The organism is Actinopolyspora mortivallis (assembly GCF_003001495.1).
In the GTDB taxonomy this organism is placed as follows: Bacteria; Actinomycetota; Actinomycetes; order Mycobacteriales; family Pseudonocardiaceae; genus Actinopolyspora; species Actinopolyspora mortivallis_A.
Window position 1 is genome coordinate 42,411 of the sequence record NZ_PVSR01000003.1, and the last position, 14,583, is coordinate 56,993.

Consider the following 14,583-nt stretch of genomic DNA (forward strand, 5'->3'; position numbering starts at 1 on the left):
TCTTCCACAATGGACCCGGTAGGCACGTCGTCTGACCGGGCCGTCCGAAAGTGTTGCCCGTTACCGGAGTGCCGGAGTCCGGGTGATCCTTACAACCGACCCTAACGAACGTGGGCGGCACCAGCTTCCCGGTGCCGCCCACGTTCGCTGAGAGCTTTAGGAGTCCTGACTCGCGGCCCGCTCGGGTGTCCGGTCAACCCGCACGTGCGGCGGATCCGAACCCCCGGCGACCGTCCCGAGCCGTTCCACGAGGACCCCCGGGGAACCGCTCGTGACGTCCCGACCGGGCCGCCGGGGATCACCTGAGCGACCGTGGTCCCCGCGTCCCGCCGGGACGGCCGCACACGAGCCCGGAGCGGCCGTGGAGTCGTTCGACCTCACAGACCGCGCACGCTCACTGCTGCGCGGAGCTCTGCTCGGACTGTTCCTCCGTCCGGTCGGCCGTCTCACCCTCGACCTGCTCCGGCTGCTCCTGGTCCTCCTCCTGGGTACCGAGCAGCTCGTCCATGTCCAGGGTGTTGCCCTCGGAGTCCGTGACCGTGGCCTGGCGGACGACCGAGAACAGGGCCTTGCTCCTCCTGATGTCGGAGTAGATACGCCCCAGCTGCCCGGACTGCTGGACCTGCTGGATGAACTGGTCCGGGCTGATCCCGGACTGCTGCGCCTGGTAGATGATCCGCTCGGTGAGCTCGTTGTCCGAGACCGAGATCTCCTCGCGGTCGGCGACGGTGTCCAACACCAGCTGGGTCTTGACCGCCTCCTCGGCCTCGCGCCGCGTCTCGGCGTCGAAGTCCTCCCGGGTCTTGCCCTGCTCCTGCAGGGCCTCGGCGAAGCGCTGCTCGTCGTGGTCGTACGGGTGGATCGCGTCGTGCTCGCGCATCTCCACCTCGGACTGGACCACGCTCTCCGGCAGCGGAACCTCGACCCGTTCCAGCAGCGCCTCCAGGACCTTGTCCCTGGCCTGCATTCCCTGCTGCATCCGCTTGACGCGACCGAGCCGCTGCCGCAGGTCCGCGGTGAGTTCCTCGATGGTGTCGAACTCACTGGCCATCTGGGCGAACTCGTCGTCGGCCTCGGGAAGCTGGCGCTCCTTGACCGAGTTCAGCGTCACCTCGACCTCGGCGTCCCGACCGGCGTACTCGCCGGCGACGAGGCGGGTGGTGAAGTTCCTGGTCTCCCCGGCGCTCGCGCCGATCAACGCCTCGTCGATGCCCTCGACGAGCTCACCCGAACCGATCTCGTAGGACAGTCCGCTGGTCTGGGCGTCCTCGACCTGTTTGCCGTCGACGGTGGCCGAAAGATCGATGCTGACGTAGTCACCGTTGGCCGCGGGGCGGTCCACCCCGGTGAGCGTTCCGAAACGGGCCCGCAGTTCGTCCAGCTGCTCCTGGACGTCCTGCTCGGTGACCTCCTGGTCGTCCACGCTCACGGCCAGCTCGTCGAAAGCGGGAACGGTCAGTTCCGGCCGCACGTCGACCTCGGCGGAGAACTCGATCTGCTCGCCGTCGACGATGTTGGTGACCTCGATCTCCGGTCGACTCAGGGGCTGGACCTCGTTGCTGGTGACGGCCTCCGTGTACTTGGAGGGAACGGCCTCGTTGACGACCTCGTCGAGCACGGGTCCACGGCCGATCCTGCTCTCCAGCACCTTGGCCGGAGCCTTGCCGGGACGAAAGCCAGGGATCCGGACCTGCTTGGCCAGTTCCTTGTACGCGCGGTCGAAGTTCGGCTTGAGCTCGTCGAACGGCACCTCGACGTTGAGCCGTACGCGCGTCGGGCTCAGGTGCTCGACGGTGCTCTTCACGTGGTCTCCTCGTGCGAACGTTCTTGAAAGACTCCCGGCTGGTCCGTCGGAGGGAAAACCCCACGACACACCGTGGAGGGGCTCCCTCAATGCCGGGCTGACCTCCGATTCTATGGCCCGAACTCGCGGACGGCCCCTCCGGGTGCCAACGCGCCCGAACGGGCGAAGTTCGGCGGGCCCGTGCTTGAGTGGGGACGTGCAGGAATCGCAGGAGGAGCTCGGGGGCGCACCGCGCACCTGTGCCGCGTGGTCCGAGACGTTGGACGAGCCGATGGCGGGCACGGCTCCCGTGGCCACGAGCTGGCTGTGTCTGGAACAGCCGGGGCCCTGGGGCCACGACGCGCTGCTGCGAAGTCACCTGGACCCGGAGTTGGGGAGGTGCCTGGCGGAACGGGCCTCCGCTCACGGGGTGCGCATCCAGCTGATCCGGGGCACCGGGCGGCATCCCGACCCGGGCAGGGAGTTCTCCCGCACGGTCTATCTGGCGCACACGGCCCCCGGGGCGAGCTGGCTGCGCGGCACGGAGCTGACCGACCCCGAGCAGCTGCTGGACCTCGACTTCGCCGCGTTCGCCGCGGGCGAGCACGGAGGGTGGGGCAGCCCGTGCACGGAACCGGTGCTACTGGTCTGCACCAACGGGCGGCGGGACCGGTGCTGCGCCCTGCGGGGCAGGGCGTTGCTCGAACAACTCGCGGGCAGACACGACGGGCAGCTGTGGGAAACGACACATCTCGGCGGGCATCGCTTCGCCCCCACCGCCGTGGTGCTGCCCGCCGGATACGGCTACGGGCGGCTCGACCCGCACACGGTCGACGCGGTGCTGGCGGACGCGACCGTGGGCAAGGTGACCACCACGCACTGCCGGGGACGTTGCGCGCTGAGTCATCCCGCGCAGGTGGCGGAGCTGGCGGTGCGCGAGGCCACCGGCGAGCGCGGCGAGGACGCCCTCCGGGTCCGCGCGCGAACCCCGGAGGGGGTGGCCCTGGAGCATCGGGACGGGCGGAGCTGGCACGTCGACCTCGACGAGGTGACGCTCTCCCCGGCGCGCCCGAACAGCTGCGGCAAGGCGGCCGTCGAGATCGGCGCGTGGACGGCACGACGGGTCCACCGACTGAGCTGAGCACGTCGTGACGACGGAGGCCGGACGTCCTCGCCCGGGACATCCGGCCGGAAACGTCGGGGTGGCGGGATTTGAACCCACGGCCCCTCGCACCCAAAGCGAGTGCGCTACCAAGCTGCGCCACACCCCGATGGGGTCCTCGCAGGACCCTACCGCTGTCGGCTAGAGTACGACAGCAGCGTCGCCGCGATCGACGGGGACCCCCGGGGGATCTTCCCCCTTCGCCGTGCTGTAGCATGGTGGCCGTACTGCGGGTGTAGCTCAATGGTTAGAGCCCCAGCCTTCCAAGCTGGTTATGCGGGTTCGATTCCCGTCACCCGCTCGGTTTCGGACGGTGCCCGCCCTTCTCGGGGCGGGCACCGTTTTTCGTCGGTTCCACGGGCGCTCCCTCCGCGCCCGGAACGCCCCACGCGGCGCGGCCACCCCCCGTGCGGACCCGTGAATTCGACTGGCCATCGACCGAGTGAACACCCATCCTGGTGACTCGCGCCCACTGTCGGTGAAAACTCTTCGGATCCAATTCCGGACCCGTCCGTGCGGCAGCACAGCTCGACACGTTTACGGAGGCGATGCGCCGTTGCGACGGCTCGAATACAAGTGGCTGGTCGGGATCACCTTCGTACTGGCCCTGGTCATGCAGATCCTGGACATGACCATCCTGAACGTGGCCCTGGCCACCCTGGGCGAACAGTTCGACGTCGGCGCGGGAACCCTGCAGTGGGTGCTGACCTCGTACATGATCAGCCTGGCCGTGTTCATCCCGGCCTCGGGATGGATCTCCGACCGTTTCGGAAGCAAACGGACCTTCCAGTTCGCGGTGTCCACCTTCACCGTGGCTTCGGTGATCTGCGGAGCCGCCCCCGGTGTCGGAACCCTGATCGCCGCGCGTTTCCTGCAGGGAGTCGGCGGGGGAATGCTGGTTCCCGTGGGACAGGCGATGTTGTTCCGCGCCTTCCCCGCGCAGGAACGCGCCAAGGCCTCGGCGGTGCTGGCCATCCCGATCACCGCGGCTCCCGCTCTGGGGCCGGTCCTCGGAGGCGCGTTGATCGAGGCCGCCAGTTGGCGGTGGATCTTCTTCATCAACGTTCCCGTCGGTGCGCTGGCCCTGCTGTGCTCGGCGCTCTTCCTCGTGGAGGAACGCGGGAAACGCCCCGGCGGGTTCGACCTGCCCGGTTTCCTGTTGGCCGGTACCGGACTGGCCACGCTGCTGTTCGGACTGGACAGAGCCGCCGAACTCGGATGGGCGAGCCCCGTGGTGTGGCTCTGCCTCGCCGCGGCCGCGGTGCTCGTGAGCGGGCTCGTCTGGCGCGAACTGAGCACCACGGAACCGATGTTGGAACTGCGCCTGCTCGGCAACAGGATCTTCGGCACGGGGAACCTGCTGCTGTTGTGCCAGACGGGTGCGATGTTCGGAACGCTGTTCCTCGTCCCGCTCTATCTGCAGAACCTGCGGGGGTTCTCGGCGTTGCAGGCCGGGGCCGTGCTCATGCCGCAGGCACTGTCCATGCTGCTGGTCACCCAACTCGTCAGCAGGATCTACGGGCGTGTCGGTCCCAGGAGGCTGATCGCGGGTGGCTTCGTGGTGCTCGTCGCCGCGTCGGGCACCATGCAGTTCGTGGGACTGTCCAGCCCCCTGTGGGCCCTGATCGGTTCCCTGCTGCTGCTCGGATGCGCCATGGGACTGGTGATGACCCCGCTGCAGACGGCGGCGTTCGCGCAGACCACGGGCGCGGACATGGGACAGGCCACCTCCCTGTTCAACGTGAGCCGCCAGGTGGCCACGGCGCTGGCCACAGCGACGGTGGCCAGCGCGCTCGTCATGTTCACCGACGCCGCCACCAGCGGCCTGGCCGGGAACCCCGGGGCGCTCGCCGAGGCCAGGATGACCGGCTTCCACGGGGCCTTCCTCGTGCCGGTGGTGTTCGGCCTGCTGGGACTGGCCCTGACCTCCCGGGTGCGGGACGGGGACGCCGCGGCCACGCTCGACCGGCGGAACACGGACCACCGGCGAGGCTCCCCGGTCACCTGACCGTGACCGCCCACCCGGCGCCGGGACGGCAGACTTGGAGACGATGACCGACGGCCGAAGCGGGAGCAGTTCCCGCTTCGGAACAGCCGTTACCGTCTCGGGCCCGCCTCGATCGACGGTGCACTATCCGGGAGTGAACGACATGGCACACGCCGACCAGGTCCGCAAACACGTTCCCCGGGGGAACGGGACACGTCCGGAGGAGAGCACGCTGGCCTGGCTGCTTCCACTGGGCAACAGTCCCGAACTGCGCGGGCTGGCCAACCAGTACCAGTACTCGCTGCGTGACCTTCCCGGGTTCGACCCGGTTCCGCTGGAGTGGATGCACATCCTGCTGCAGGAAAGCGGCGGTTACGAACAGGCCCCGCAGGGGCGGGTCGAGGCGCTGCTGGAGGCCGCCCGTCAGCGCCTGTCCTCCTTCGCCCCGCTCTCTCTGTCCTTCCACGGCGGAGTCGTCCTCTCCGAGTCCCTGGCCCTGCCCGCCGAGCCCCAGGCCACCCTCACGGACCTGCGTGGCCGCCTGCGGGAGGCCACCGCCGAGGTGCTGGGAACGCAGCCTCCGGAGGAACCGGAGGAGATCGACCGCCACGTGAGTCTGGCCTACGCCACGGCCGACGGACCGGCCGTGTTCGCCAAGGCGACGCTGGAGGCGACCCAGGTCGAGCCGGTCACCCTGACCGTGCCCGGCATAGCGCTGGTGCGGCTCTACCGGGACCACTCGGGCACCGAGTGGTCCGTGCTCGGCGAGGTGGAGCTGGCTGGCTGAACCGAGCGGGCGGACTCACTCCGGGGCACGGCGGGAGGAGTCACTCGGTGGTCGGGAGCGGGTCCGCGCGCACCGCCACGAGCTCCCGCCGGACGGAGTCCCCCGGTCAGTCCGCCTGGCACGTGGGGCACCAGTAGAGATTGCGTCCGTGTAGCCGGGCGACGGAAACCGGGGTCCGGCACACCAGGCACGGGCTACCGCCCCGGCGGTAGACGTAGACCTCCCCGCCGTGCCGGTCCCGGCGAGGCAACCGACCGGTCACCTCCGGAGAGTGCTCGTGCCGCACGGTGTCGATCCGCCCGGTGCGCAGTCCCTCCGACATCAGTGCCACCAGGTCCCGCCAGATCGCCTCCCACGTGTCCCGGAGCAGCGACCTGCCCGGCAGACGGGGCGGAACTCCGTGGCGGAACAGCACCTCGGCACGGTAGGCGTTGCCCACACCGGCGAGCACGGACTGGTCCATCAGGAGCGCGGCCACGGTGGAACGGGAACGGCTGATCCTCTCCCACGCGCGGTCGGGATCGGCGTCCTCCCGCAGCGGATCGGGACCGAGTCGGTCCCGCTGCGCGGCGACCTCCTCCGGAGTGAGCATCTCGCAGGCGGCGGGACCACGCAGATCCGTGCCGTGGGTGGGGCCCACGATCCGCATCCGTACCTTGCCCCGGGGCTGTTCGAGGGGCACGGGGGACTCGGTGAACGTTCCGTACAGCCCCAGATGAACGTGCACCACACGGTCGGAGTCGTAGAAGTGCCAGAGGTGCTTCCCGTGCGCCTCGGCGGTCTCGAAAACCGCGCCGTTCAGTACCTCGGCAGCGGTGAACCGCCCCTGGGGGCTGCGCACCTCGACCGGGTTTCCCCCGAAACGCCGTCGGTGCAGCCGGGCGAGTCCGTGGAGTACGTGTCCCTCCGGCACGGCAACGGCACCAACCAATCACGCTCTCTCGGAGACGAAGGACGGGCTCCGTCGGAACACGTGGGGGAACCGTCGTCCTCCCGCGGCCGAGACCGCGGAGGCCGGTTCCCCCGGGAGTTCACTGCTGGGGAAGGGCGGGGGCTTGGCCGCTGCGTTCGTAGTCGGCCAGCATGTCGATACGGCGCTGGTGCCGTCCCCCCTCGAACTCCGTGGTCAGGAACACGTCCACGAACCGTTCGATCTCGGCGGCCTCGTGCATCCGGGCCCCGATGCCGGCCACCAACGCGTTGTTGTGCCGCCTGGCCAGTTCGGCGGTCTCCTCGTTCCACACCAGGGCGGCCCGGGCACCCGGAACCTTGTTCGCGGCGATCTGCTCGCCGTTTCCGGAGCCGCCGATGACCAGCCCCAGACTTCCGGCGTCGGCGACCACACGGCGGGCGGTCTCCACGCAGAACGGCGGATAGTCGTCCTCCGCGTCGTAGACGGAGGGTCCCACGTCGACCACCTCGTAGCCGAGGTTGGTCAGTCGTTCGTTCAAACGGGTCTTCAGGTCGAAACCGGCGTGATCGGAACCAAGGTAGACGCGCACTCTTGTAGTGTGCCAAACCGTTTCGCACGGACCCGTCACCCGGTCAGGGGGTAGACATGCGGCAGGAGCGTTCGAACACGTCCCTCGTACAGTCCGGTCACGCGGTGCGTTTCGACTGGGGGATCGACGGGTTACGAAGACTCGGGCAGGAATGCGCCGTACTGGTCGTGGTGGACGTGCTCTCCTTCGCCACGGCGGTGGACATGGCCACCGGCGCCGGCGCGCACGTGTTACCGCTTCCCCAGGAGGACGACAGGGCCCGCCAGGCGGCGGAAGCGGCCGGCGCGGTCCTCGCGGGGCCTCGTGGGGAGAGCGACCACTCGCTGAGCCCCTCCACGCTGAGCGACGTCGCCGAGGGAACCCTGATCGGATTGCCCTCCCCGAACGGGGCCCGCCTGTGCTCGGTCGCCGCCGAGCTCGGCGCGATCGTCTTCGCCGGCTGCCTGCGGAACGCGAGTACGGTGGCCGGGGCCGCCGGTGCGGCCGCGCGTAACGGCCCCGTCGGTGTGGTCGCCGCCGGCGAACGACGCGGAGAGCACACCCTCCGGTTCGCCGTGGAGGACGTGCTGGGGGCGGGAGCGGTCATCTCGGCGTTGCCTCCCGAGGTGGGCAGCAGGTCGGTGGAGGCCGAGACGGCCGCGCGGAGCTATCGGAACGTGAGCGACCTGCGCGGAGAGCTGCGCGACTGCGAGTCCGGACGCGAACTCGTCGAGTGGGGTTACGGACAGGACGTGGAACTGGCCTGCCTGGCGGACGTGAGCGCGGCCGCCCCACGGCTGCGCGCCGGCGTGTTCAGTCGCCGGTGACCACACAGAGGCACGAGGGACGTCGTGAGGAACCCGCGCGCACGGCACCGTGAACAGAGGGGATGGCTGTCACCGTGGACTCCGAAGGAACCGGTCACTGGAGGGAACTCCGCCCGGGAGTGCTGGTTCGGCGCTACGCCGAGCTGGACCTGACCGTGGGACTGGTGCTGGGCGACGAGCAGGCGCTGGTGATCGACACACGCGGCGACCGCCGGCAGGGAGCGGAACTCGCCGAGGCGGTGCGCGGTCTCACCCGGCTGCCCGCCCAGGTGGTGCTCACCCACGCCCACTTCGACCACTGTTTCGGCACCACCGCGTTCACCCCGGCACCGGTCTGGTCCCACGTGGACTTCACCGCACACCTCACCGCCACGGCGGAGCTCCAGCGCGAGGCCTGGACGAGGCACTACCGCGCCGTGGGCGAGACGGAGACGGCCGCCGCGCTGGCCGAGACCGTGATCGAGTTCCCCGACCGTTCCGTGGACGAACCGGTGGTGCTCGACCTGGGAGGGCGGACGGTGCGCCTCTTCCATCCGGGGCCGGGACACACCGACCACGACCTGGTGATCCGGGTGGAGGACGCCGCGGTCTCCTTCGTGGGCGACCTGCTCGAGAACGGCGCCTGCCCCGACTTCGAGGACGCCCACCCGTTGCGCTGGCCCGACTCCCTCGGGCAAGTGCTGGGGCACTCCGACGAGCTGTTCGTCCCCGGCCACGGGGATCCGATGTCCCCGGAACAGGCCGCGCGGCAGCACACGGAACTGCGTTCCCTCGCCGAGCTGTGCGCAGGGGTCTCCCGCGGAGAAATCGGTGAACGGGAGGCCGTCGCGCAGGGACCGTACCCGGAGGAGACCGTCCGCGCCGCCCTGAGCAGGGTCGGCGGCGGGTGACCCCGCCACCGATCCCTTCGCCCGGCCCCCGGGGGCCGGGCGCGGACAAGAATGCGCGGTCTTCCGAGAACCGCCTTCCGCGAACGCGGGGGACGCGTCCGCGGCGAAGACGGGCTGTCAGTCGAACCGGGGATCCTCGGTCCTGGTCCGCTTGAGCTCGAAGAAGTACGGGTAGCCCGCCAGGGTCCTCGCGGCGTCGAACAGCTCGCCCGCCTGCTCCCCCCGGGGGATCCGCGTGGTGATCGGCCCGAAGAAGGCCACCCCGTCCACGTGGATGGTCGGAGTGCCGACCTCGTCGCCCACCGGATCCATACCCGCGTGGTGGCTGGCACGCAGCTGTTCGTCGTACTGGTCGCTGTCCCCCGCCTCGGCGAGGTTCGCGGGAAGACCGACCTCGGCCAACGACTCCGAAATCACCTGATCGAAGTCCTTGTAGCCCTTGTCGTGGAAACGCGTCCCCATGGCGGTGTACAACGGCGCCAGTACCTCGTTGCCGTGGTTCGCGGCGGCGGCGATCGCCACCCGGACCGGCTTCCACGCCTTGTCCAGCAACTGCTTGTACTCTTCTCCCACCTCGCGGCCCGAGTTGAGCACGGCCAGACTCATGACGCGGAAACGCAGGTCTATGTCCCGGACCTGCTCGACCTCGAGCATCCACCGGGAGGACACCCAGGCGAACGGGCAGACCGGATCGAAATAGAAGTAGACCTCCGGGCGGTCGCTCCGCTCGGCAGTGGCCATGAACGCACCTCCGTGGTTGTCCCCCGACAGGGGGAGATTTCCTGTCCCGCCGGGTCAACCACACGCGGGCGCACGATGTTCCCGGCTCGTCCACTGCCGGAGGAGCGGACACGTGTGCCACTCCCCTCCGGGGAGATCGTCCTGTTCCTCGGAAGAACCGGCACCGCCCCCGCCACGCACCGCCTGCACGCCCGGCGAACAGCATGATTGACTCTGGTTCGGGCGTTCGAGCGCCCTTACAGCCTTTCCCACGACTACTGACGAGGTGATCCGTGGCTCCGCCGAACCTGACCCGTCAACAGGCGAGCGAACGCGCCGAGGTGCTGGCGGTCCAGTCCTACGAGATCGAGCTGGACCTGTCCGACGGCGCGGGCGGTGACGACGTGGAGGTCTTCGGCTCGAAGACCACCGTGAGGTTCACCACCACCCGACCGGGTACCTCCACCTGGATCGATCTGATGGCGGCACGGGTGCACAGTGCCGTGCTCAACGGCGTGGAGCTGGACCTCTCCGACTACGACGAGGAGAAGGGCATCACCCTGCCCGATCTCGCCGAGCAGAACGAACTCGTCGTCGACGCCGAGTGCCACTACACCAACACCGGCGAAGGACTGCACCGGTTCGTCGACCCCGTCGACGGCGGGGTGTACCTGTACAGCCAGTTCGAGACCGCCGACGCCAAGCGGATGTTCGCCTGCTTCGACCAGCCGGACCTCAAGGCGAGCTTCCGGCTGACCGTCACGGCCCCGGACAGCTGGAAAGTGATCTCGAACTCCCCCGGGGAGATCACCGCCTCCGCCGAGGGCAGCAGCACGCACGTCTTCCAGCCCACTCCCCCGCTCTCCACCTACCTGGTCGCCCTGGTCGCCGGGCCCTACGCGGAGTGGCGTGACGTCTACAGCGGGCCGGAGGGTGAGATCCCGCTCGGCCTGTACTGCCGCGCCTCCCTGGCCGAGCACTTCGACCCCGAACGGCTGTTCACCGAAACCAAGCAGGGATTCGGTTTCTACCAGCGGGCCTTCGGCGTGCCGTACCCCTTCGCCAAGTACGACCAGTGCTTCGTGCCCGAGTTCAACGCCGGTGCGATGGAGAACGCGGGATGCGTGACGTTCCTGGAAGACTACGTCTTCCGCTCCAGGGTCACCGGCTACCTCTACGAGCGTCGCGCGGAGACGGTGCTGCACGAGATGGCCCACATGTGGTTCGGCGATCTCGTCACGATGCGGTGGTGGGACGACCTGTGGCTCAACGAGTCCTTCGCCACGTGGGCCAGCGTGCTGGCCCAGTCCTCGGCCACCGAGTACACCCACGCCTGGACCACCTTCGCCAACGTGGAGAAGTCCTGGGCCTACCGCCAGGACCAGCTGCCCTCCACCCACCCCGTGGCGGCCGACATCGTGGACCTGCAGGCCGTGGAGGTCAACTTCGACGGCATCACCTACGCCAAGGGCGCCTCGGTGCTCAAACAGCTGGTCTCCTACGTCGGTCTCGACAACTTCCTGCGGGGACTGAAGATCTACTTCGACCGCCACGCCTGGAGCAACGCCGAGCTCTCCGACCTGCTCACCGCTCTGGAGGAGGCCTCGGGGCGGGATCTGTCCTGGTGGAGCGCCCAGTGGCTGGAGACCACGGGGCTGAACTCGATGCGCCCCGAGTTCGACACCAACGAGCAGGGACGCTTCAGCAGCTTCGCCGTGGTGCAGGGCCCGGCCACACCGGGAGCGGGCGAGTACCGCACCCACAGGCTCGCGGTCGGCGTCTACGACGAGGACCCGGACTCCGGCAAACTCGTTCGCACACACCGCAGTGAGCTGGACGTGTCCGGCCAGCGCACCGAGGTCGACGAACTCCGCGGAGTGCCGAGCGGCAAACTGGTGCTGGTCAACGACGACGACCTCACCTACTGCTCGATGCGGCTGGACCGAAGGTCGCTGAACACCCTGGTGGAGCGGATCGCCGATGTCGACGACTCGCTGCCACGCGCCCTGTGCTGGTCCACGGCCTGGGAGATGACCCGCGACGCCGAGATGCGCCCACGGGACTTCGTCGACCTCGTCGTCGGCAGGAACACCGCGAGCGGCATCGGAGCCGAGGCCGAGATCGGAGTGGTACAGCGCGTTCTGCTCCAGGCCAGAACCGCGCTGGGCTCCTACGGCGACCCGGACTGGCAGCCGGAAGGCTGGCGGCGCTACACCGGCCGACTGCTCGAACTGGCCCGCGCCGCCGAACCCGGATCGGACCACCAGCTCGCCTTCGTCAACGCGCTCGTCGGTGCGCGACTCGACGAGGACACGTTGACGGTGCTGCGTGGGTGGCTGGACGGAACCGCCCCGCTCGACGGTCTCGTGGTGGACGCGGACCTGCGTTGGCAACTGCTGCAGGCCCTGGTGGCACACGGCGCCGCCGGGGAGGACGAGATCGACGAGGAGTTCGCCGCCGACCCCACGGCCACCGGCAGGAGGCGGGCGGAACGCGCCCGTGCGCTGATCCCCACCGCCGAGGCCAAGGAACGTGCCTGGCAGCGCGCCGTGCACGACGACGAGCTTCCCAACGCGATCAACGAGGCGATCATCTCCGGCTTCCAGCACCCGGCGCAGCAGCACCTGCTCACCCCCTACGTGGAGCGCTACTTCGCCGAGATCGACGACGTCTGGCGGAGGCGCTCCAGCGAACGCGCCCAGCCGACGGTGATCGGGCTGTTCCCGTCCTGGTCGGTGGACGAGGAAACCGTCCGGGCCGCCGACGCCTGGCTGGCCGAGGAGCACCCTCCCGCCCTGCGTCGACTGGTCTCCGAGGGGAAGGCGGGCGTGGTCCGCGCGCTGGCCGCCAGGGAGTGTGACCGCTCCTGACCCCATCGGGTGCCGGAGTCACCGCACCTCCTTTGGGGTGGTGACTCCGGCGATCCCTCTCTGGGGGACGATCACCGGGCGTAGGCTTGTGCCCACGAAACGCCCACCGTGTCGTGGAGCCGCCCATGGCCGAGCTGATCACCGCGATCGCCACGCTGATGTGGCCGCTGATCACGCTGTTGCTGTTCCTGATGTTCCGTCAGGCCATCGGACGGGTGCTGCGCACCGCCGAAAAACGGGAGCTCGACTTCGAAATAGGCGGTCAGCGGCTGACCTTCCGCGAGCTGAACGACCAGCAGAACGAGATGATCCAGGACCTGCAGCGTCAGCTCAGCGTGTTGAACGAACGTCTCGACGAACAGGACCGCACGTCCGGGGAGGCGGTCGGCTCCGCCGGGCCTGCGCAGCAGCTGCCCGAGGAGGAGCTTTCCCCTCAGGGAGTGCGCCCCCAGCGGGAGGAACCGGTGGGGGCGGAGCACTTCCCACCGGTGCAGGCCCCGAGCGGTGCCGAACCCTTCGCGGTGCTGTGGGTGACCGACCGGGCCCAGAGTCACGCCCTGCTGGTGGAGCAACTCCGGAACAACGGGGTGCGCGTCACCATCACGGCCACCACCTCCGAGGCGGTGGCCGAGATCTCCGAGAGGCCGTACCGGCTCGTCGTGACGGACATGGCTCGGCGGGAGGACGGTCGGTGGCGCAACGACGCCGGCCTGACCCTGTTGCGCGAACTCCGTGATCTCGGGATGGAGATACCGGTGATCGTCTTCGGAACACAGCGCGGACAGGTTCAGCACGCCGACCAGGCACGTCAGCTGGGAGCGGTGGCCGCCACCCATTCGGCCTACGAGATGTTCCGCCACTTCCAGAACTTCGGGCTGCTGTGAACGGGGTGCCCGTGTTCCGCGGGTCCGGCACCGTCGGAGCTAGCCCGCGTCACCCGGAAGCTCTCCGAGCACGCCGCCCGCCGGGCTCAATGCCGGTGATCACTCGTGACCGGACTCGAAGTCGGTGCCGGCCGTGTCCGAGAGCATCCGCAAGGCACTGATCAGTCCTTCGATGAGGTCTCCCTCCTTGAAGGAGGCGACCATGTTCATCACGGCGAGGTTGCAGGCTCGGTCCGGAACACGCCGGTGGGAGTACTCACCGGTGACGACCTCCACCTGCCGCTGGGCCGGCGAGACCGCGATCAGCACTCCGCTGGGGGCGCGGTGCCCGAGCTCGGCGTGTATCTGTTCGGCCCGCTCGCGGGTGTCCTCCCCGAGGTCACCGAGGTAAACGGCGAACTCCAGGCCGGTCGTACGGGTCGACAGCGTGAGCGCCTCGTCCAGCCTGGCGAGTTGACCGGGCGTGAACGGCAGTTTGGGGCGTTCGGGTTCGACACGCCGCGCGATGGACAGTCGTCCACCGGCGGTGAGCGCCTGGCCCGGCTCCAGTTCGCCCGGATCCGTGTTCCTCGACGTCTCGGCCATCTCACCAGTTGCCACGAGCGCCTCCCCTCGCGGTGCCGGATTCGGAGCCCGGCGCGACTTCCGCGTCCTCGGACAGTGGGCTGCTCGGACTCACACCCGCCGGATTGGCCACCCACAGCACCGGGGGGAAGTCCCACTGCTGATTCGCCCGTCGGCGTGAACGGACCAGTCTCGGCCACAGCACGAGCAGCATGACGAGTCCGTAGACGGCCGCCGGGATCACGGCCAGGAAGAGTACGGTCTGCAGGACAGTCACACCAGCACGGTATCCGATCCCCGTGGGGGATGGTCCACTACCTGGCTCACGCGCGGGCGCTGCCGCGGTGGGAGGGGCCGAGCACGTCCCCGCGCCCCACCCCTCCAAATATATGAATCTTTTTCATTTCATTTTCCCTCCCCTGACCCGCACCGGAGTCGTGTCGAACGGTCACACGGAGGGGCGAGCTGGTGGCTTGTATCGGACAGTCGCCGATTCTAGATTTCACCTGTATGGATCTTGCACGGCTGAGCTGATCCACGACATGAGCAGTTCTGACCACGAAAGGCGACAAGGATGCGCAAGGGAACCTGCGGGAAGCGCGAAAAAAACACCCTTCTGGATGACACT

At 69.0% G+C, this 14,583-nt stretch carries 13 protein-coding genes and 2 tRNA genes; 8 read left to right on the top strand and 7 right to left on the bottom strand.

The window, feature by feature from the left end; translation table 11 throughout:
• Positions 1-394 precede the first annotated feature (394 nt).
• Positions 395-1,804: a trigger factor gene (gene tig, locus CEP50_RS03990; RefSeq protein WP_106112566.1), complete on the bottom strand. Its 1,410-nt coding sequence runs from the start codon at positions 1,802-1,804 to the stop codon at positions 395-397.
• A 196-nt stretch (positions 1,805-2,000) separates the two neighbouring features.
• Here tig and CEP50_RS03995 point away from each other — a divergent pair, with 196 nt between their 5' ends.
• Positions 2,001-2,924 carry a sucrase ferredoxin gene (locus tag CEP50_RS03995; protein ID WP_106112567.1) on the top strand — a complete coding sequence of 308 codons (924 nt, stop codon included), beginning with the start codon at positions 2,001-2,003 and terminating at the stop codon, positions 2,922-2,924.
• 56 nt (positions 2,925-2,980) lie between these two features.
• Here CEP50_RS03995 and CEP50_RS04000 read toward each other — a convergent pair.
• Positions 2,981-3,054, bottom strand: a tRNA-Pro gene (locus CEP50_RS04000).
• A 120-nt stretch (positions 3,055-3,174) separates the two neighbouring features.
• Here CEP50_RS04000 and CEP50_RS04005 point away from each other — a divergent pair.
• The 3 genes from CEP50_RS04005 to CEP50_RS04015 all read left to right on the top strand — a co-directional run bounded on the left by CEP50_RS04005 (position 3,175) and on the right by CEP50_RS04015 (position 5,719).
• Positions 3,175-3,246, top strand: a tRNA-Gly gene (locus tag CEP50_RS04005).
• 255 nt (positions 3,247-3,501) lie between these two features.
• Positions 3,502-4,953, top strand: a complete 1,452-nt coding sequence (locus CEP50_RS04010) for a DHA2 family efflux MFS transporter permease subunit (RefSeq protein WP_106112568.1) — start codon at positions 3,502-3,504, stop codon at positions 4,951-4,953.
• 142 nt (positions 4,954-5,095) lie between these two features.
• Positions 5,096-5,719, top strand: coding sequence for a 2'-5' RNA ligase family protein (locus tag CEP50_RS04015; protein ID WP_026449191.1), 624 nt, complete (start codon positions 5,096-5,098; stop codon positions 5,717-5,719).
• Positions 5,720-5,825: 106 nt separating this feature from the next.
• Here CEP50_RS04015 and CEP50_RS04020 read toward each other — a convergent pair whose 3' ends face one another.
• Both CEP50_RS04020 and CEP50_RS04025 read right to left on the bottom strand, forming a co-directional pair.
• Entirely contained in the window at positions 5,826-6,632 is an 807-nt protein-coding gene (locus CEP50_RS04020; protein WP_106112569.1) for an Fpg/Nei family DNA glycosylase, read from the bottom strand.
• A gap of 118 nt (positions 6,633-6,750) precedes the next feature.
• Positions 6,751-7,221, bottom strand: coding sequence for a ribose-5-phosphate isomerase (locus CEP50_RS04025; protein WP_106112570.1), 471 nt, complete (start codon positions 7,219-7,221; stop codon positions 6,751-6,753).
• Between the two features lie 56 nt (positions 7,222-7,277).
• Here CEP50_RS04025 and CEP50_RS04030 point away from each other — a divergent pair, with 56 nt between their 5' ends.
• Both CEP50_RS04030 and CEP50_RS04035 read left to right on the top strand, forming a co-directional pair.
• Entirely contained in the window at positions 7,278-8,027 is a 750-nt protein-coding gene (locus CEP50_RS04030; RefSeq protein WP_106112571.1) for a 2-phosphosulfolactate phosphatase, read from the top strand.
• 62 nt (positions 8,028-8,089) lie between these two features.
• On the top strand, positions 8,090-8,917 hold the full coding sequence (locus CEP50_RS04035; protein ID WP_106112572.1) for an MBL fold metallo-hydrolase: 828 nt from the start codon (positions 8,090-8,092) through the stop codon (positions 8,915-8,917).
• A gap of 117 nt (positions 8,918-9,034) precedes the next feature.
• On the opposite strand, the gene CEP50_RS04040 is transcribed toward CEP50_RS04035, so the two are convergent.
• Positions 9,035-9,658: a mycothiol-dependent nitroreductase Rv2466c family protein gene (locus CEP50_RS04040; RefSeq protein WP_106112573.1), complete on the bottom strand. Its 624-nt coding sequence runs from the start codon at positions 9,656-9,658 to the stop codon at positions 9,035-9,037.
• Between the two features lie 272 nt (positions 9,659-9,930).
• Here CEP50_RS04040 and pepN point away from each other — a divergent pair, with 272 nt between their 5' ends.
• Both pepN and CEP50_RS04050 read left to right on the top strand, forming a co-directional pair.
• Positions 9,931-12,507 (top strand): aminopeptidase N, encoded by a 2,577-nt coding sequence (gene pepN, locus CEP50_RS04045; RefSeq protein ID WP_106112574.1) that lies wholly within the window; start codon positions 9,931-9,933, stop codon positions 12,505-12,507.
• A gap of 125 nt (positions 12,508-12,632) precedes the next feature.
• Complete coding sequence (locus CEP50_RS04050) at positions 12,633-13,391, top strand: response regulator (RefSeq protein ID WP_106112575.1); 759 nt, start codon at positions 12,633-12,635, stop codon at positions 13,389-13,391.
• Positions 13,392-13,490: 99 nt separating this feature from the next.
• On the opposite strand, the gene CEP50_RS04055 is transcribed toward CEP50_RS04050, so the two are convergent.
• A complete protein-coding gene (locus CEP50_RS04055) occupies positions 13,491-13,976 on the bottom strand; it encodes a DUF5130 family protein (protein WP_181188216.1) in 486 nt (161 codons plus the stop codon).
• A gap of 1 nt (position 13,977) precedes the next feature.
• The gene (gene ctaJ, locus CEP50_RS04060; RefSeq protein ID WP_106112577.1) at positions 13,978-14,232 is read right to left on the bottom strand and encodes an aa3-type cytochrome oxidase subunit CtaJ; all 255 of its coding nucleotides are present in this window, start codon (positions 14,230-14,232) and stop codon (positions 13,978-13,980) included.
• Positions 14,233-14,583: the final 351 nt, after the last annotated feature.